Genomic DNA, 17,896 nt, shown 5'->3' with positions numbered 1-17,896 from the left:
GCTGCACTCCATGTCCCGCATCACCGAAGGCACGATGCCGTTCCAGGACGGCCACACGTGGTACCGCGTCACCGAGCCCGACCGCCCCACGCCGGGAGCGCTGCCCCTCGTCGTCCTGCACGGCGGCCCCGGGATGGCACACGACTACCTCCGGAACCTCGCGGCCCTGGCCGACGAGACCGGTCGGACCGTCGTCCACCACGACCAGTTCGGCTGCGGTCGGAGCTCCCACCGCCCGGACGCCCCCGTCGACACGTGGGTCCCGCAGCTCTTCGTCGACGAGTACGCCGCACTCGTCGAGCACCTCGGCCTCGGCGACCACCACGTCCTCGGGCAGTCGTGGGGCGGGATGCTCGGCGCCGAGATCGCCGTCCGACGGCCGGTCGGCCTCCGGTCGCTCATGATCTGCAACTCCCCTGCGTCGATGCAGCTCTGGGTCGACGGGGCCGCCGAGCTCCGCGCGCAGCTGCCGGAGGACGTGCAGGACGCCCTGACCCGGCACGAACAGGCCGGCACGGTCGACGACCCCGAGTACCTCGCCGCGACCCAGGTCTTCTACGAGCGGCACGTCTGCCGTGTCGTGCCGATGCCGCAGGACTTCGTCGACTCCGAGACCCAGATGGAACAGGAGCCGACGGTCTACCACACCATGAACGGCCCGAACGAGTTCCACGTCATCGGCACCATGCGCGACTGGACCATCGTCGACCGGCTCGACCGCATCACCGTGCCCACCCTCGTCGTCGCCGGTGAGCACGACGAGGCCACCCCTGCCACCTGGCAGCCCTTCGTCGAGCGCATCGCCGACGTCCGCCAGCACGTCTTCCCGGGCGCGAGCCACTGCACGCACCTCGAGCAGCCCGAGGAGTTCCGCCGCGTCGTCGCCGCGTTCGCGGCGACCCACGACGACCAGCCCACCAGGTAGGTCGCGACCACCCGCCGGACGGGAGGCGCGGCACGACCCCGCCAAGCGCCTCCCGACCGTCGGTCCACCGGACGTGCGGTGCGGCACCACCCCGCCACGCGCCTCCCGTCCGTCTCCCCCCTCACCACGCACCGTCTCCCCGAACGGAACCCCATGTCGCAGCAGCACAGCGAGCTGTCCGCACAGCAGCAGCTCGAGGCCTACGGCTACGAGCAGGAGCTCAAGCGCTCCGTGTCCACCACCGACCTGCTCGTGTACGGGCTGGTCTTCATGGTGCCGATCGCCCCGTGGGCGATCTTCGGCACCGTCTACAACGCGTCGAGCGGCATGGTGCCGCTCGTCTACCTGGTCGGCCTCGTCGCGATGATCTTCACCGCCCTGGCCTACGCGCAGATGGCGAAGTCGATCCCCCTCGCCGGCAGCGTGTTCTCGTACGTCGGCCGCGGCATCCACCCCACCGCCGGGTTCTTCGCCGGCTGGGCGATCCTGCTCGACTACCTGCTCGTCCCGACGCTGCTCTACGTGTTCGCCGCGGAGAGCATGGTCGGGATCTTCCCCGGGACGCCCCGCTGGCTCTGGGCGCTGCTGTTCGTCGCGATCAACACGGTGATCAACCTGCTCGGGGTGTCGTCGCTCAAGCTGGCGAACCGCGTCTTCCTGCTCATCGAGCTCGTGTTCGTCGCGATCTTCGTCGTCATCGCGATCGTCGCCCTCACCGGCGGGACCGTGCCCGGCGCCTCGTTCTCGACCGACCAGGTGTGGGACCCGTCGAAGGTGTCCGCCCCGCTCATCGCCAGCGCCCTGTCCATCGCGGTGCTGAGCTTCCTGGGCTTCGACGGCATCTCCACCCTGTCCGAGGAGTCCACCGGCCGCCGCGGCGGTGCCGGACTCGCGATGATCCTCGCGCTCGTCATCGTCGCGTTCCTGTTCGTCCTGCAGACGTGGCTCGCGTCGGCGCTCGCCGCGGGACGCGACGCGTTCTCGGACAGCGAGGCCGGCAACGCCTTCTTCACGATCGTCGAGCAGGCGTCGTCGAGCGGCTGGGCGACGGCGTTCTTCGCCGTGAACGTCCTCGCCGTGGGCATCGCGAACGCCATGGCCGCGCAGGCCGCCACGAGCCGCCTGCTGTTCTCGATGAGCCGCGACCGGCAGCTCCCGGCGTTCCTGCACAAGCTGAACGGCCGGCAGGTCCCGCAGAACGCGATCATCGTGGTCTCGGTGCTGTCCGCGATCCTCGTGCTGTTCTTCGTCGGGCAGATCGACACGATCTCGTCCCTGGTGAACTTCGGTGCACTGTTCGGCTTCATGCTCCTGCACGTGTCAGTGGTCGTGCACCACGTCGTGAAGGGGAAGTCCCGCAACTGGCTCCTGCACCTGGTCGTACCGCTGATCGGCTTCCTGGTCATCGGCTACGTGCTGCTCAACGCCGCGGTCGAGGCGAAGGTCGGCGGCATCGTCTGGCTGGTCGTCGGCGCGGGCGTGTTCCTGTACTACCGCGCGACGGGCCGTTCGACCGAGGTCGGCACGGAGGAGCCGGGGACGCTCGGCGAGGGCGGCGCCGGCACGGACGCCGCATCGACCACCACCGGGAAGGACCACGCATGACCCCCGACCACTTCCTGCCGAACACCCTGGGCGTCCCGGGCTTCGCCGCCGACCGGGACCCCGTGCTGCGGGTCCGTCCCGGCACGGGCGAGACGATCGGCTTCGAGACGACCGACGCCGTGTACGCCGAGCTCGACCGGCACCACGACCTCGGACAGCTGCAGGCACCGATCAACCCGGTGACCGGCCCAGTCCACGTCGAGGGTGCTGAACCCGGCGACACCCTCGCGGTGCACATCCACGACATCGAGCTCACCACGCACGGCTGGTCGGTCTCGCTGCCCGGGTCCGGCGCGCTCCAGCACGTCATGCCCGAGGGCGTCTTCGCCCGCCGCTGCCCGATCGAGGACGGCGTCGTGCGGGTCACCGACCGGCACGCGTTCCCGGTCCGGCCGATGATCGGCTGCATCGGGGTCGCCCCGGCCGAGGGGACGAACTCGACGATCATGCCCGCGTACGCCGAGGGCGGGAACATGGACGTCACCGAGGCCCGGCCCGGCTCCACCGTGTACCTGCCCGTCCGGGTGCCCGGGGCGCTGCTGTCCATCGGCGACGTGCACGCGCTGATGGCCGAGGGCGAGTCGTCCTTCGTCGCGATCGAGGCCCAGGGCACCGCGATCGTCTCGGTCGACCTGGTCAAGGGTGGCCCGGCCCTCCGCGCACCCCGGATCGAGACCCCCGAGGAGTGGCTGTTCGTCGGACTCGGCGACCCGGTGCAGGAGAGCGTCCGGCGCGGCTACGAGGACGCGTTCGCGTTCCTGGTCGACGAGCACGGCTGGACCGCCGAGGACGCCTACGCCGTGCTGAGCGCCGTGGGCGACTCGAAGCTCGGCGGCCCGACCGGCTCGGGCGACCCGGACCCGCTGCACCCGTTCGCGGCCGTCGGGGCCGTGACGCTGCACCGGGTGCCGAAGGCTGTGCTGTAGGGGCGCGAGTGGGGTCGCGCGCGGTCGCGGTCGCGCTGCGGTCGCGGCGCGGTTCGCACAACGGAAAGCAGCTCGCACCACGGTTCGCCGTGGCGCGAGCTGCTTCCGCTTGTGCGGGAGCACCTCGCACCACGCGCCGCCCGCCCCAGCGCGGTAGCCGAGGGCTGAGCGCACCCTCATCGCGCCGGGCGCGACCCGCGTTGTACCTTCCTGTCGTCAGACGATCGTCTGGCGACAGGAAGGAGCGGCGGCATGGTGCTGCACCGCGTCACCACGGTCTACCCCGGCCTCGACGTGCCCGTGGTCGAGTCGTGTTCGTGCCCGTCCGCGGTGGACCACGTCGAGGTCTACCCCGTGTGGTCGGAACTCGTCGTGGAGCCCCTCCGTCGGGCGCTCCGACGCCGGAGCACCGAGGTGTCGATCCGCTTCCTCGACCAGGAGGAGACAGGACACCCATGGACCACGGAACCACGACTGCTCGACGACGAGCCACGATGACCACCGCCGTGCTGCTGGGCCTCGTGGCCGCGGTGGTCGGCTCGGGTCTCACCGCGGCAGCGCCGGCCGTCGCCGCGACCGCGACCCGGCCGAGCGTCGCCGACCCGGCAACCCAGACGGCGACCGCGAACCGGGCGGGGGCGACCACGTCGCAGGCCGACGCCGATCGGCTTCGGCCCGTCGGCGACCTCGTCGTCAGCCGACTGGCGCTCGCCGAGCCCGTCGCCGAGAGCAAGTGGCTCAGCGGGAAGCCGATCGCCGATCCGACGCGGGAGCAGGCCGTCATCGACGCCGGCGTCGCCCGGGCCCGCGCGGAGGGGGTCGACCCGGACCTCGTGGAGCGGGTCCTCCGCGACCAGATCGCGGCGAGCAAGCTCGTGCAGCGCGGCCTGTTCACGCGGTGGACCCACGACCCGTCGTCCGCCCCGACGACGGCTCCGGACCTGACGGCGGTGCGCACGCAGATCACGCAGATCGACGACGACCTGGTCGACCGGCTCGCGGCGGTGACGCCCGTCGCGTCCGAGCCGCGCTGCGCCCACGCCGTCGTCACCGAGCGGCAGCGGGTCGAACCGGGGCTCGGGTCCCTGCAGCGCAAGGGCCTGCACGTCGCGTGGTCGAGCTTCTGCCGCGCCTGACGCCGACGGTCCACTGCCTCCTAGAGTGGTCCCGGGTCGACCCGACGACCCGGGACCGACCAGGAGCACCGTGAACCGACGACAGGCAGCGATGGCCGCCTCCCGCGACGCGATCATCGCCGCGGCCGGGGCCCAGTTCGCCCGCTACGGCTACGAGGCGACGAGCTTCGCCCGCATCGCCGAGGCGATGGGCCGACCGAAGTCCGCGATCGGGTACCACCTGTTCCCCTCGAAGCACGCGCTCGCCGTCGCCGTGATCGAGGAGCAGCAGGTCCGCTGGACCGCCACGGTCGCCGAGGCCTCGGACGAACCCGCCGGGGTCGAGCGTCTGACCCGGGTGCTGCTCGACACGGCGCTCGAGACCCGCGAGCGGCCCGGTGCCGGCGGCGCCGTCCGACTGCTCCGCGAGCTCCTGCACACCGACGTCGAGGTCCCCCGCGGCTTCGTGTGGGTGGACTTCATCCGCGAGCAGCTCGACGCCGCTCGCTCCGAGGACGCCCCACCACTGCCGGACCGCGCCGAGGAGCTGCTCCTCGAGGCGACGTTCGGCCTCGTCACCTCGTCGGTGCCGACGACGACCGAGGACCTCGTCGACCGCCTGCGCGCCCTCTGGGTCCCCCTGCTCACGTCCTTCGGTATCCCCGACGCGGCCGACCGGGTCGCGTCCGTGGCGGAGGCCGCGACCAGCGGTCGCGCCTGACGGCGCGGACGGCGGACGGGAGGCGCGGGGTCACAGCCAGCCGCGCCGTTTGAAGACGACCCAGAGCACCACGGCCATCACGAGCATGAGCACGATCGCGAACGGGTACCCGAACGTCCAGTGCAGCTCGGGCATGTGGTCGAAGTTCATGCCGTAGATCGACGCGACCAGGGTCGGCGCGAACAGGATCGCCGCCCACGAGGAGATCTTCTTGACCTCCTCGCCCTGCCGCATCGACGCCTGCGCGAGCCGACGGCTCTCCTCGCCCTGGGCGAGCGACGCACTCGTCATCCGGCGCATCGCGTCGTTCTGTTCCTGCGTGACGAGGGTCGCGTGCAACGTCAGGGCGTTCTCGAGCAGGGCGCGGAACGTGTCGGCGCGCTCGGTGATCCGGATGGCGTGGTCGAGGACGTTCCGCAGCTGGTTCTGCACCTCGGGGTCGGTGCCGTACTTCTCGGCCCCGAGCAGGAGCGAGCGGGCCATGCCCGGCAGCGGACTGATCGCCCGCTGGAACCCGATCACCTCGCTGAGCAGCTGGTAGATGCGCTTCGAGGAGTCCGGGTCGACGTCGCCGTCGAACAGGTCGTCCTCGATCTCGTCGACGTCGTCCTGCAGCCCGGCGACGACCGGGGCGTAGCCGTCCACGACCTCGTCGAGCACGGCGCACAGCACGGCCTCGGATCCCCGACCGAGCCACTCCGGGTCCGTCTCGAGCCGCTTCCGCACGTCGGCGAGGTTCGGTCGCGCGGCGTGCCGGACGGTCACGACGAAGCCGTCGCCGGTGAACAGGTGCACCTCGCCGAACTCGACGGTCTCGGCGTCGTGGTCGTACCAGGCGGGCCGGAGCACGACGAAGAGCGTGTCGCCGTACCGTTCGAGCTTCGCGCGCTGGTGCCCCTTGCTGGCGTCCTCGACCGCGAGCGGGTGGAGCCCGAACTCGTCGGCCACCGAGGTCAGCTCGGCGTCGGTCGGCCGGAAGAGCCCGATCCACGCCATCGCACCGCCGCCGGCAGCGTCGAGGGCGTCGTACGTCCGTCGCAGGTCGGTCGGGGACTGGGTGCGGACGCCGTCCACGTAGATGCCGTTGTCGATCAGGGCCATCGCGGTCCTCCTCGGTCGGGTGCCGGTGCGTGGCCGTCGGACGGCCCGTGCGATCGTACCCGCGGTGACGGCCACGACCCGGCGTCCTGACGGGATCCGAACGGCCCCCGTACGCACCGGCATGCCCTCCCCAGCCCAGGCGCACGGCGGCACGCCCCAGACGGCGAGCGGCGAACGGCAGGCCCACGCGCCACGTGCAGCGCGGGCCGGACCTGGGCGCACCCTCAGCAGCAGGCGCACGCTGCACGGTGCCGTGACGGCGGACGCGGCCAGGGTGGAGCCGTGTCCCCGTCCCCGAACCCGCCGGCTCCGGTCCCGATGCCGACCCCGCACGTCGGCCGCTCCCGGCGGTACCGCACACGCCTCGTCCTCATGGTCGTCGTCGGCCTGGTCGCGGCCGTCGTCACCGCCCTCGTGGTCGGCCCCCGCTGGTCGGCCTCGGTCGGGTGGGCGGCGGCGTGCGCGGTCTACGTCGTGACGGCGTTCCCGCTCCTCGACGACGACGCCGAGCGCACCGCGCAGCACGCCGCCCGCGAGGACCCGCGCCGCACCGTGTCGGACCTGCTGCTCGTCGGTGCCTCCGCAGCGAGCGTCGTGGCGATCCTCGTCGTGCTGAGCACCGCCCGGGACCTGCACGGCAGCGCGCAGGACGCCGCGGCCGCCCTCGGCGTCGTGAGCGTCTTCCTGTCGTGGCTGCTCGTGCAGACCCTGTTCACGCTGCGCTACGCCGAGCTGTACTACAGCGGCGCGCCCGGCGGGATCGACTTCAACCAGCAGGAGCCGCCGCGCTACTCCGACTTCGCCTACTTCGCGGTGACCGTCGGCATGACGTACCAGGTGTCCGACACGTCGATCACGTCGAGTGCGATCCGCGTCGCGACGCTGCGGCACGCGCTGCTGTCGTTCTTCTTCGGCACGGTGGTCATCGCGAGCGTCATCAACCTGGTGGCCGGTCTCGGCAGCTGACCGACCGCGGGCGAGCGCAGTCCGGGTCCCGCCCGGCTCGACACCCGACCACGGTCGGACGGGAGGCGCGTGGCGGGCCCGCACCGTGCCTCCCGTCCGTCAGGCGGTCGCGTCCATCCGCGCGAGCCAGTCGCGCACGAGCGCTGCGGTGACCGTGGGCTGCTCCAGGTGCACGTTGTGTCCGGCCGTGTCGAGGACCACGAACGACCCGCGCGGGTAGTGGTCCCGGAGGGCGAGCCCGTCCTCGTACCCGACGACCTCGTCCTGCCGACCGAACAGGTGCAGCGTCGGCGCGGTGAACGGCTCCGGGTGGGCAGCCTCGGGCTCCACCGGGAGCGCGTAGTCCTCCGCGACGGCGTCGAGCACGGCCTGGTCGGCACCCCGGAGGCCGGGCAGCACCCCCGCGACGAAGGCGTCGAAGGTGGCTGCGTCCTGCACGACGCTGTTCGCGACGAAGTCGTCGCGGGCGTCACCGGCGCGGTCGAGCACGGACGGATCGACGCGCAGGACGGTGCGCTCCGGGACGGTCCGGGCAGCGTGCACGGCCTCGACGACGCCGGCGAGGGTGGCGAGGCCGAGCACCTGGTCCCGGAGCTCGTGCGCGACGTACCGGGCGACCATGCCGCCGAACGAGTTGCCGACCACCGCGAACGGCTCGTCGCCGAGCGCGTCGCGGAGCTCGGCGACGACGCCCCGAGCGACCTCGAGGGTGCTGGTCGGGACCCGCGCGGAGCCGGAGTCCGCTGCCGCGCGCCGGGCGGCCGCGGTCCACGGCAGGTCGACGTAGACCCGCCGCCACGGAGCGTCGCCCACCATGTGCTCGAGCGGCAGCATCACGCGGTGGTCGAGCCCGAAGCCGTGCAGCGCGACGAGCGGACGGCCGGAACCCTCGGTGCGGATGATCACCGGACAACCGTAGCGACCGACGCCGACACAGCCCGGGCCCGTGCTGCCGTGACGTGCCGATGGAGAGCGCCCCGGAACGGGACCGCGCGGCGCGGTCGATCGCGGCGACCGCGCCCTGACACGCCGCCGGAGCGCTGGTCCCGGCCCGGTCCGACGCCCGCTACCGTGACCGGATGGACGACCGCACCCTCGCCACCGCCCTCGTGACCGACGCCGCGGACCTCGCGGCCACCATGCGCCGCGGGGGGACGGAGACGACGCAGAAGACGTCCGCCGCCGACCTCGTCACCGCGGCCGACCGCGCCGCCGAGGACCTGGTGCGTCGCATGCTCGCCGACCACCGTCCGGACGACGGCGTCACCGGCGAGGAGGGCGCGCACGCCGACGGCACCTCTGGTCGCCGGTGGCACGTCGACCCGATCGACGGCACGTGGAACTACGTCGCCGGGCTGCCCGCGTGGTGCAGCGCCGTCGCGCTCGAGACGGACGGGGTGCTGACCGCCGGTGCCGTCCGTCGGCACCTGCCCGACGAGACCTGGGTCGCGCTCGACGGCCGGACCGAGTGCGACGGGCAGGTCGTGCCCGACATCGCCGACCTCCCGCTGGCCCGGGCGAGCGTGGCGACGTTCCTCAACGCCGCACATCTGCGCGACGACGCCACGGCTCCCCTGTTCGCGCTGCTCGCCGCGGCGGCGACCCTGCGCGTGAGCGGCTCCGGCTCGTGCGACCTCGCCGACGTCGCCGCGGGACGCATCGGCCTGTGGGTGCAGGTCGACTGCGCCGCGTGGGACTGGCTGCCCGGGCGGGCACTCGTCGAGGGCGTCGGCGGGACGGCCGAGGTCGTCCGGGCGCACGGGCACGACTGGCACCTGGCCGGTGCGCCGACGGCCGTCCGCGAGGCCGCCGCACTGCTCCGGACGCAGGCGGGCTGACGCCACCGGCAGCGCGCCCCGGGCCCAGCGCACCCGGGCCCAGCGCCCCGGGCTCAGCGCCCAAGGGCCCGTCGCCCCCCCCCCCCCCGGGCTCACCGCCCCGGCAGCTGGGACAGCGGCTCGGACCGCACCCGGAGCAGGTCCGCGTAGGTCCCGTCCCGCTCGGCCCACCGCAGGTACTGCGCGGCCTCGACGACGACCTCCTGCGGGGTCGGCTCGGTGGCCAGGATCGCGAGGACCTCGTCGAGGAACGCGTCCAGCGGCAGCGCCCGCGGGTTCACCCGCTCCTGCCCGGCCGTCGCGACCGCCGGCGGAACGAGCTCGGTGACGGTCACGCCGGTCCCGGCGAGCTGGGGACGCAGCGCCTCGGTCCACGCGTGCACGCCGGCCTTCGACGCCCCGTACGCCGGCATCAGCGGGAAGGGCAGGAACGCGATCCCGGAGGACACCGTGACGACGTCGGCAGCGCCCCGCGCGGTCAGGTGCGGCAGGAACGCGTCGACCACGCGCATGGTGCCGAGCAGGTTGACCGCCACGGTCGTCTCGGCTGCTACTGCATGACCGGGGTCGAGCAGGTCCTCCTGCGACATCACCCCGGACATCGTCACGAGCAGGTCGAGGTCGGGGTGGCGGTCGAGCACCTCGTCGCGTGCGCGGAGGACGGACGCCGGGTCCGTGACGTCGATCCGGACGGTGTCGAGGCCGTCGAACCGGCCCGCGTCGCGCTCGGGGTCGCGTCCGCCGACGACGACGGTGCTGCCGGCTGCGGCGAGCCGTCGCGCGAGGCCGAGGCCGATGCCGGAGGTGCCCCCGACGACGAGGGCGGTGCGGTCGGTGGTGCGCATGGTGTCTCCTGTCCGTGCTGGTCGGGAGCGGGGCCCGACGCTGTCCGTCGGACCGGGCGGTCCGACGGTGTCGATCGTGCGACGACGCGGAGCCGGGCGGGAGGACCCCGCGCATCCGGGGAGTGGCAGGACCCCCGCTGCGGGCGCCGGGGTCGCGTAGCGTCGGCGGGGTGGAGACGACGGGACCGGTCAACGTGCTCGGCGAGTACCTGCGCGCCCGACGCGCCCTGGTGACGCCCGAGCAGGTCGGCCTGCCCGAGGGCACGCGGCGACGGGTCCCCGGCCTCCGCCGCGAGGAGGTCGCCCTCCTCGCCGGGATCAGCGCCGACTACTACCTGCGCCTCGAACGCGGTCGCGACGCCAACCCCTCGCCGCAGGTGCTCACCGCGATCGCCCGGGTCCTGCAGCTCGACGACGTCGAACACGCCTACCTCCTCGGGCTCACCGCCCCGCGGCCCCGCACCCGCCGAGCCCCGGCGGCCGAGCGCGTGCCACCGCGCCTGCACCACCTGCTCGCCGCGCTCGACGTCCCGGCCTTCCTCGAGGGCCGCACGTTCGACGTCCTCGCCGCGAACGGCCCGGCGACGGCGTTCTCGCCACGACTGACGCCCGGACAGAACCGGCTGCGGTCACTCGTGCTCGACCCGGAGGAGCGCGCCTTCCAGGTGGACTGGGAGGACTCCCTCGCGTCCTTCGTCGCCGCGGCCCGGCACACCTTCGGCGAGGACGGCTCGGACCCACGCGCCGCCGCCCTGGTCGGTGAGCTGTCGATCGCGAGCGCGCGGTTCCGCGAGCTCTGGGCACGCCACGACGTCCGGGAGATGACCGGCGGCAGCGTCGTCGTCGAGCACCCCGTGGTCGGTCGCCTCGACCTGCTCCGCGAGAAGCTGCCGGTCGACGGGCTCGTCCTCGTCACGTACTACCCCGAGGCGGGCAGCGCGAGCGCGGAGAAGCTCCGGCTGCTCACCGCGCTCGGCGCGACCGCGGGATCCGCGAGCCAGCACTGACGGGTGCGGGTCGCGTGGACGCGACCGGGGGACGGACGGGAGGCGCGGGTCGGGCCCGCACCGCGCCTCCCGTCCGTCTCGGCGCCGGACCGGCGGCCACCTACCGGGGGCGGCGGAGGGTCTCGCTCGGCGACTCGCCGAACCGCTTCGCGTAGGCGGCCGAGAAGCGGCCGGCGTGCGCGAAGCCCCACTCGCGTGCGACGCCGGCGACGGTGACCTCGCCCAGCGCACGGGAGCGCAGCACCGACCGCACCCGGTCGAGCCGCATGCCGCGGAGCATGCCGTTCGGGGTCTCGCCGACCTGGCGCTGGAACCCCTGCTGCAGCCCGCGGACGCTCAGGCCCACGTACTCGGCGACGTCCGTGGTCGAGAGCGGGCGCTCGACGTTGGCGTGCATGTACTCGATGGCCTGCTCGACGCGGCCCGTCGCCTGGGGCGGCACCGGTGCACGCGTCGCGAGGGTCACGTGCGGGAACGTCCGGAGCATCGCGAACGCGGTCCGCCGCGCGGCCTCGGCCATGGCGAGCGGCGACAGCGGGGCGGAGCCGAGGACCGTCGGGGCCGTGCCCCGGAGCTCGGCGTCCCAGAAGCGCAGCGCGCTCCGGACCGGGGCGGCCGCGTGGTCGAAGACGATCGGCGCGGGTTCGGTGCCGTGCAGTTCCGCCGCGACGTGCTCGAGCGTGGTGCGGTCGAACTGCACGACGTTCTGCCGGACGTCGGCGAGGTCGAAGCGGAACGGCCGCGCGCTGGGGAACACGACCGGACGACCCGGGGCGAGCACGACCTCGTCGCGGCCGATGTCCACGACGCCGCCGCCGTCGCTGACCCAGGTGACGAAGTAGTGGCTCGTCGCGTCGACCTCGCCGGCCATCCGACCGTCGAACCGCTTGGCGTCGAGCGTCAGGGTGGCGTTGCCGACCGACCGGAACCGGTACCCGAACGGACGCGCCGTCCGCTCCGGCAGGAAGCCCGCCGCGTCGTACGCGCCCTCGAACAGCGCCCGGGCGGCGTCGAGGTCGTCGCCCGTCGCTGCCGCCACCTGGCGGACGTCCGGGACTGCGGCGGTCATGGGGTGATGGTCGCACGCGGCCGGGAGGAGTGGCTGTGAGTCACGAGCGAGACTCACCTCGGTCCGGGCGCCTCACGGAGCGGTGAAGAAGTCGCTGTAGGTCGGCTCGGTCGGGACGTCCTCGAGGAGTCGTCGGTGCACCATCGCCTGGAGCTCGTCGGGGTGGCTCATGCCGCGGCGGTGCCACTCGCTCGGGCGGGTCCGGAGTTCGGACAGCGTCGGGTGCGGCGTCACGGGGACACCGTCGTCTCGGTGCGACCGGCAGCCGTCTCGCGGTCGGCGGTGGAGGGACCTGCTGTCCGTGCCATGACGAACCGCCTCACTGCTGGGGAGTGCACCTCGGGCGGGCGCCGGACCAGCATGCGACCCGGAGGTTAGTTTGTCTAACTACGTTCGCCTTCCGGCTAGCGCCACCCGCCGCGAACGGTGGCGCCGCTGCCCGGACGTGCGCTAGCGTCTGGCGCAGAGGGAAAAACGCCTCCGGCCCCGGCCGGCGGCACCGCGTACGTGACTCACGGGAGTCGCCACTTCTTCGTCGAAGGAGTGCGCCCGTGTCCGTCCCCACCTCGTCCCCGGTCCCCGAGACCGCGGCTCCACCCCGTCTCCGCGACGCCTGGGTCGCCCTCGCCGGACTCTCAGCCGTGTTCCTGTTCGAGATGCTCGACAACTCGGTCCTCACCGTCGCGCTCCCGACCATCGGCCGCGACCTCACCGCGTCGACGGCCGCCCTGCAGTGGGTCTCCGGCGCCTACTCGGTCGCGTTCGGCGGCCTCATGCTCCTGTTCGGCGCCGTCGCCGACCGGTTCGGCCGCCGCCGCGTCATGCTCGTCGGTCTGGTGCTGCTCGCCCTGGTGAGCATCGCGACCGTCCTCGTCACCTCGGTCGAGCAGCTCATCGTCGTCCGCGCGCTCACCGGCATCGCCGCCGCGATGACCACGCCGGGGTCGATGGCCCTGGCGTTCCGGCTGTTCGACCGGCAGGACCTGCGTGTCCGGGCGCTCACGGTCATCTCGACCGCGGGACTCGTCGGCCTCGCCGTGGGACCGACCATCGGCGGGTTCGTGCTCGCGGTGGCGCCGTGGCAGGTGCTCCTCGTCGCGAACGCCCCCGTCGCGGTCGTCGCGTGCGTCGGCATCCGCGCCGGGATCGCCGTCGACCGTGCCGGCGACCTGCACCGCGACCCGGTCGACCTGCTCGGCGCCGTCACCGGTGCGGTCGCGGTGGCCGGGGTCCTCGTCACGCCGACGCTGTTCGTCGTCGGTGCCGGTGCCGGCTCGTGGGCCGCCGTGGTGCTCACGGTGCTCGCAGCCGCGGGCTTCGTCGTCCGGCAGCACACCGCGCCGCACCCGCTGCTCGACCTCCGGCTCGTCGCGCGCCCCCTCGTGGCCAGCGGCCTCGCCCACAAGGCCGCCGCCGGGCTCGCCACCGCCGGCCTGTCGTACCTCGTCACGCTCCAGCTGCAGTCCGGGTGGGGGTGGCCGCCCGCCCTCGCCGCCGTCGGGACCCTGCCGCAGGTGGTCGTGCTCCTCGCGAGCGGCCGCCTGGTCGGGCCGTTCGTCGCCCGCGTCGGCCTCGACCGAGCGGCGTGGACGAGCGCGGTGGCCGTCGTCGCCGGACTCGCCGTCTTCGCCGGGCTCGGTCGCCACGGGTACCCGTTCGTGGTGGTCGCCCTCGTGCTCGTCGCCGCCGGGATGCGGGTCGTCGGCGCGGTCGCCGGCACGAGCGTGCTGACCGGCCTGCCCGCCGACCGCACCTCGGTCGGCGCGGCCCTCGTCGACACCGCGAGCGAACTCGCCACCGCGGTCGGGATCGCCGCGAGCGGCACCGTCCTCGCCGCCCTCGTGACCGGCAGCGTCGCAGCGGTGCACCGGTCCGCCGCCGAGGGTGCCGCGTTCTCGTCCGCGGTGCAGGTCGCCGCCATCGCGGTGACCGTCCTCGCCGCCGTGCTCGTCACCGTCGGCATCGTCGCGGGCCGCCGCGGTCGCAGCACCCGGACCGACACCCGACCGGGCGACGACACCGAGCCAGGGGCCGGGACCGACCCGCGCACCTCCCCCGACCACACCACCCCCACCACCGACCAGGAGTCGACCCGTGCCTGAGACGCCCACCACCACAGCCACCACCACCGTCGCCCGTCCGCCGTTCGACCCCGAGCTCGTCCCCTTCCTGACGGCCCTCGACGCGCGCGGCCCGTTCACCCTGACCCCCGAGGCACTCCCCCACATGCGCCGGCTCGAGCAGACCGAGGAGTCGCTCGACGCCTGGCTCCACGCCCGCGGGTGGGAGCGCCGCACCGTCAGCGTGCCCGGGCACCTCGGGGCACCGATCGACCTCGCCGTCGTCCGGCGCACCGGGCAGACCGGCACCGTCCCGGCCGTCTACACCGTCCACGGCGGCGGGATGGTGATGGGCCACCACCTCGGCAACCTCGACGCCTACGAGGGGTGGCTGCTCGACCACGACGTCGTCCTGCTGAGCATCGACTACCGCCTCGCGCCCGAGCACCCGGACCCCACCCCGGTCGAGGACTGCTACGCCGGCCTCGTCTGGGTCGCCGAGCACGCGGCCGGGCTCGGCGTCGACCCCGACCGCATCGTCGTCGCCGGACAGAGCGCCGGCGCCGGGCTCGTCGCCGGCACCGCACTCCTCGCCCGCGACCGCAGTGGGCCGGCGATCCTCGCGCAGGTCCTCGTCTCCCCCATGCTCTACGACCGCGACGACACCGTGTCGACGCGGCAGATCGACGGCGTCGGCGTCGCCGACCGCGGGATGACGCGCTTCGGGTGGGACGCCTTGCTCGGCACCCGCCGCGGCACCGACGACGTCTCGGTGTACGCCGCACCGGCGCGCGCCACCGACCTGTCCGGCCTGCCCCCGGCGTACGTCGACTGCGGGACCGCCGAGGTCTTCCGCGACGAGACCGTCGCGTACGCGAGCCGCCTCTGGGCGGCGGGCGTCGACGCCGAGCTGCACGTCTGGCCGGGAGCGTTCCACGGCTTCACGAGCATGGTGCCCGACGCCGTCGTGTCGCGACGCGCCGTCGGCGCGCTCGCCGACTGGACGACGCGACTGCTGGGACCGGCGGCACCGCGTCCCTGAGGTGCGGTCCGCCGGACGGGAGGCGCGGTGCCAGCGGTGCCGCTCCTCCCGTCCGACGTCCGGTCGCGTCCCGCGACCGTCCCTGGTGGCGGCCCGGCGGCCCTGCTGAAGGGGCGTCGACAGAACGCACCGGACGCGCATGTCCGGTCGGGGCGCGAGCAGACCTGAACTCGGTGCGCGTTCAAGACGGGCGCTGCCCGGGAGGCCCGGTGCCTACCGCGATCTACCGGACGCGCGACCCGCACTCGAACCGGTGGGTGCCCACCGGCGACCGGATCGGCTGAGTCGCGAACCGGGAGGACGGGTCCTAGATCGTCGTGCTCGACCCGCGCGCCGCGTTCCACACCGCCCAGCGCCTGCAATCTGATCTGGTGTTGTCCGGGCAGAAGCAGTCGACGACGTGGAAGTCCCTCCAAGCGGACAGGCTGCATGACCGCGGGATCGATCGCCCTACTGGCTTGGTGGTCGTGGGCTACGACGGCCGCCGGCTTACACGTCATGATGGGCTTCACGCCTACGAAGCCGTAATTTGCAATACGTCGCGCGTGCAGCCAAGGCGCTCCAAAAGTGCATGGACACAGCCCTCCCCTCTCAGCGGCAGACACTGGTACCGAGTCGGCACCAGCGACTTCTACATCAAGTTCAGACTTCTCGCATCTAGCGCGCGAATCCACCCGTTGATGAGCAGCAACGCCGTCGACGTCTTATCAGCAGATAAAATCTTTTCCTCGAGAAGCGCCTCTAGAAGAGCAATAACGCGATCAAGATCAAGAAGATCATGGGATATCGAATACTCCGTCGCGTTTGCAAGCAAAATGGGCCAATCCGCCTTCAAGTCGTCACCGTTTATGAATAGTGGGAGACTCCTTTGCGCCAGTCGCGTCGTATGAGGACGCCTGGGCGTTGTAACAACCAGCCCGAGGCCACCCCAGCCCTCCGTCACGAAATCGATGCGCAGCAAAAGCTCACGCAGATTGACAGGAGCATCAGAATAGGTCATAAGGTACCGCGTCCTTCGGCGTCGTCGGATAAGCCGTGATGATATGCCCGTGCGGGTCTACGACAACATGAGCGTCATATGAACCGTAGTACTGATGGTATTTGTCATACAAGTTCACAGTGTGTACATAAAGTATGTTCTTGTTCTTTTGAATGTACGGCGTACCCTGCTGTGGGTGACGCAATGCTGCGGACACGGAATACCGCAGCAAACCCTTCCAGTCATGACCGCGGTTACGTGCCTCTGCCTGCAGCTGTTGCCATTCCTGCGTGTGCCCCGATGTTCTGATGTGATCCAACGTTTTACGATCCATGTAAGCGGACCACTCACCCCCGTGTGGGCCCACGATGTGGTTGAAACGCTTCACCCACTGACCGGTGAGGTCAAAGGTATTGATGGGGTCATTGGCATACGCGTACGCGTTGTCGGTGCCGCCTTCGACGGGGTCGACCTGCAGGAATCGTCCGAGTGCTGCGACGTACTGCCTGGCGCCCATCTCGATCGTGGCGATCGAGCCGAGGTGTTCGCTGAGCTTCTGGTGTTGGCCGAGCCATCCGTAGTCGGCGTTGCCCTGTTGCGTGTCCGGCCCGGACTGGTTCGCCGTCGTCGTGCCGAACAGGCCGGTGGCCAGGTCCATGACCTGACCGAACGGGTCGTACACCGGCAGCACCTGGGATGCGAGCTGCCCTGCGCCGTCGGCGGTGGCGACGATGTCCCCGTGGAGGTTCGGGTACGACCACACCGCACTCGTCCCACGAAGCTCTGCGGTCACCCCGCCCGGCAGGGGAAGGTCCCACTCGGTGAGCTTGCTCGCGGCGTCGTAGACGAAGTCCGGGGTGTCGCCGTCGCCGGTGAACCCGTACCGGGTCACGGTCTTCGTCCCGCCTGGGGTCTGTTCCGTGCGCTGCACGATCCGGTTCGACGCGTCCCGCACGTACGACACCTTCGACCCGTCCGTCAGTGCGGTCTGGACGTGCCGGTCCTGCCCGTCGTAGACGAGGGTCTCGTCTGCCAGCATGGTCGTGTTCCCGTGCGCATCGTAGACCAGCTGCGCACCGGTCAGGGACTGGTTCACCGGCGTCGCTCCCGTGACCGGGTTCGTCACCGTGGTCCCGATGAGCCGGTCCGCTGCGTCGTAGCAGGACGCAACCTGCGTCGCCGCACCCGCCGGGTTGCCCGAGGCGTCGAGGAGCTGGTCGGACGAAGTCGTCCGGTTCCCGTTCTTCCCGGCCGCAGCGACCGCACCCGACTGAGTGCACGTGCTGGCACCGAAGCCGTAGGTCAACCGGTGCCGCGGGATCGACGCGGCCACGAGCCTCCCAGCCGTGTCGTACGAGTACGACGACACGTTCGACGCCGCACCGAGCGCGGTGGTGTCCTTGAGGACGTCACCGGACTGGGACCGGACCACCTGGTCGGTGACCTGCGGCTGGTTGTTCGGGAACGACCACGCCAACCCGGTTAGTGCACCGGCACCGTCCTTCGTCACCGTGACCGAGGTGCCGTTGCCGGCGTTCCCGGCACCCGCCGGGTACGCCACCGAGCGGTCGACAATGCCCGGCAGACCCCGGGCCGGTACTACGAACAACCCGGCTCCTTGCGGTTCGCGCGCGCAACATCACGCTTGGCTTTCGCAAGCGCAGCTTTCTGTTTTCGAGCGCCTTGCTTCCCCGGTA

The 17,896-nt window shown here is 72.3% G+C and carries 18 protein-coding genes; 11 read left to right on the top strand and 7 right to left on the bottom strand.

Going from position 1 to position 17,896, the window contains the following annotated elements:
• The first annotated feature begins 10 nt into the window (after positions 1–10).
• From QOL15_RS07965 to QOL15_RS07940, 6 genes are all read left to right on the top strand, one after another.
• A complete protein-coding gene (locus tag QOL15_RS07965) occupies positions 11–925 on the top strand; it encodes a proline iminopeptidase-family hydrolase (protein WP_254784112.1) in 915 nt (304 codons plus the stop codon).
• A gap of 153 nt (positions 926–1,078) precedes the next feature.
• On the top strand, positions 1,079–2,530 hold the full coding sequence (locus QOL15_RS07960) for an APC family permease (protein ID WP_071247266.1): 1,452 nt from the start codon (positions 1,079–1,081) through the stop codon (positions 2,528–2,530).
• Positions 2,527–3,456 (top strand): acetamidase/formamidase family protein, encoded by a 930-nt coding sequence (locus QOL15_RS07955; RefSeq protein ID WP_071247220.1) that lies wholly within the window; start codon positions 2,527–2,529, stop codon positions 3,454–3,456. The genes QOL15_RS07960 and QOL15_RS07955 overlap by 4 nt, the downstream gene beginning before the upstream one ends.
• A gap of 252 nt (positions 3,457–3,708) precedes the next feature.
• Positions 3,709–3,954: a hypothetical protein gene (locus tag QOL15_RS07950; RefSeq protein ID WP_071247222.1), complete on the top strand. Its 246-nt coding sequence runs from the start codon at positions 3,709–3,711 to the stop codon at positions 3,952–3,954.
• Entirely contained in the window at positions 3,951–4,592 is a 642-nt protein-coding gene (gene aroQ, locus QOL15_RS07945; RefSeq protein WP_071247224.1) for a gamma subclass chorismate mutase AroQ, read from the top strand. The genes QOL15_RS07950 and aroQ overlap by 4 nt, the downstream gene beginning before the upstream one ends.
• Before the next feature lie 70 nt (positions 4,593–4,662).
• Entirely contained in the window at positions 4,663–5,292 is a 630-nt protein-coding gene (locus QOL15_RS07940) for a TetR/AcrR family transcriptional regulator (protein ID WP_139197473.1), read from the top strand.
• A 30-nt stretch (positions 5,293–5,322) separates the two neighbouring features.
• Here the strand turns inward: QOL15_RS07940 and QOL15_RS07935 are convergent, their stop codons facing one another.
• A complete protein-coding gene (locus tag QOL15_RS07935) occupies positions 5,323–6,393 on the bottom strand; it encodes a magnesium and cobalt transport protein CorA (protein ID WP_071247228.1) in 1,071 nt (356 codons plus the stop codon).
• 282 nt (positions 6,394–6,675) lie between these two features.
• On the opposite strand from QOL15_RS07935, the gene QOL15_RS07930 reads away from it, so the two are divergent.
• The gene (locus QOL15_RS07930; protein WP_254784113.1) at positions 6,676–7,359 is read left to right on the top strand and encodes a DUF1345 domain-containing protein; all 684 of its coding nucleotides are present in this window, start codon (positions 6,676–6,678) and stop codon (positions 7,357–7,359) included.
• 99 nt (positions 7,360–7,458) lie between these two features.
• Here the strand turns inward: QOL15_RS07930 and QOL15_RS07925 are convergent, their stop codons facing one another.
• Positions 7,459–8,265: an alpha/beta fold hydrolase gene (locus QOL15_RS07925; protein ID WP_071247230.1), complete on the bottom strand. Its 807-nt coding sequence runs from the start codon at positions 8,263–8,265 to the stop codon at positions 7,459–7,461.
• A gap of 173 nt (positions 8,266–8,438) precedes the next feature.
• Between QOL15_RS07925 and QOL15_RS07920 the strand changes: the two genes are divergently transcribed.
• Positions 8,439–9,197 (top strand): inositol monophosphatase family protein, encoded by a 759-nt coding sequence (locus QOL15_RS07920; protein ID WP_305405810.1) that lies wholly within the window; start codon positions 8,439–8,441, stop codon positions 9,195–9,197.
• Between the two features lie 92 nt (positions 9,198–9,289).
• On the opposite strand, the gene QOL15_RS07915 is transcribed toward QOL15_RS07920, so the two are convergent.
• Positions 9,290–10,042 carry an SDR family oxidoreductase gene (locus tag QOL15_RS07915; RefSeq protein WP_305405809.1) on the bottom strand — a complete coding sequence of 251 codons (753 nt, stop codon included), beginning with the start codon at positions 10,040–10,042 and terminating at the stop codon, positions 9,290–9,292.
• A gap of 170 nt (positions 10,043–10,212) precedes the next feature.
• Between QOL15_RS07915 and QOL15_RS07910 the strand changes: the two genes are divergently transcribed.
• A complete protein-coding gene (locus tag QOL15_RS07910) occupies positions 10,213–11,049 on the top strand; it encodes a helix-turn-helix domain-containing protein (RefSeq protein WP_071246925.1) in 837 nt (278 codons plus the stop codon).
• A 100-nt stretch (positions 11,050–11,149) separates the two neighbouring features.
• Here the strand turns inward: QOL15_RS07910 and QOL15_RS07905 are convergent, their stop codons facing one another.
• Both QOL15_RS07905 and QOL15_RS07900 read right to left on the bottom strand, forming a co-directional pair.
• Complete coding sequence (locus QOL15_RS07905) at positions 11,150–12,118, bottom strand: AraC family transcriptional regulator (protein WP_071246923.1); 969 nt, start codon at positions 12,116–12,118, stop codon at positions 11,150–11,152.
• A 72-nt stretch (positions 12,119–12,190) separates the two neighbouring features.
• Positions 12,191–12,352, bottom strand: coding sequence for a hypothetical protein (locus QOL15_RS07900; RefSeq protein ID WP_175473831.1), 162 nt, complete (start codon positions 12,350–12,352; stop codon positions 12,191–12,193).
• Positions 12,353–12,669: 317 nt separating this feature from the next.
• Here QOL15_RS07900 and QOL15_RS07895 point away from each other — a divergent pair, with 317 nt between their 5' ends.
• Both QOL15_RS07895 and QOL15_RS07890 read left to right on the top strand, forming a co-directional pair.
• The gene (locus QOL15_RS07895) at positions 12,670–14,220 is read left to right on the top strand and encodes an MFS transporter (protein WP_071246922.1); all 1,551 of its coding nucleotides are present in this window, start codon (positions 12,670–12,672) and stop codon (positions 14,218–14,220) included.
• Positions 14,213–15,220, top strand: coding sequence for an alpha/beta hydrolase (locus QOL15_RS07890; protein ID WP_071246921.1), 1,008 nt, complete (start codon positions 14,213–14,215; stop codon positions 15,218–15,220). The genes QOL15_RS07895 and QOL15_RS07890 overlap by 8 nt, the downstream gene beginning before the upstream one ends.
• A gap of 631 nt (positions 15,221–15,851) precedes the next feature.
• Here QOL15_RS07890 and QOL15_RS07885 read toward each other — a convergent pair.
• Positions 15,852–16,220 carry a hypothetical protein gene (locus tag QOL15_RS07885; protein ID WP_139197444.1) on the bottom strand — a complete coding sequence of 123 codons (369 nt, stop codon included), beginning with the start codon at positions 16,218–16,220 and terminating at the stop codon, positions 15,852–15,854.
• Positions 16,207–17,808 (bottom strand): RHS repeat-associated core domain-containing protein, encoded by a 1,602-nt coding sequence (locus QOL15_RS07880; RefSeq protein ID WP_139197443.1) that lies wholly within the window; start codon positions 17,806–17,808, stop codon positions 16,207–16,209. Before QOL15_RS07880 ends, QOL15_RS07885 begins: the two co-directional genes overlap by 14 nt.
• Positions 17,809–17,896: the final 88 nt, after the last annotated feature.

This window comes from Curtobacterium sp. MCBA15_012 (assembly GCF_001864935.2).
GTDB lineage: Bacteria > Actinomycetota > Actinomycetes > Actinomycetales > Microbacteriaceae > Curtobacterium.
Note: the sequence above shows the minus strand (reverse complement) of the source record. Positions and strands in the feature narration are given on the sequence as shown.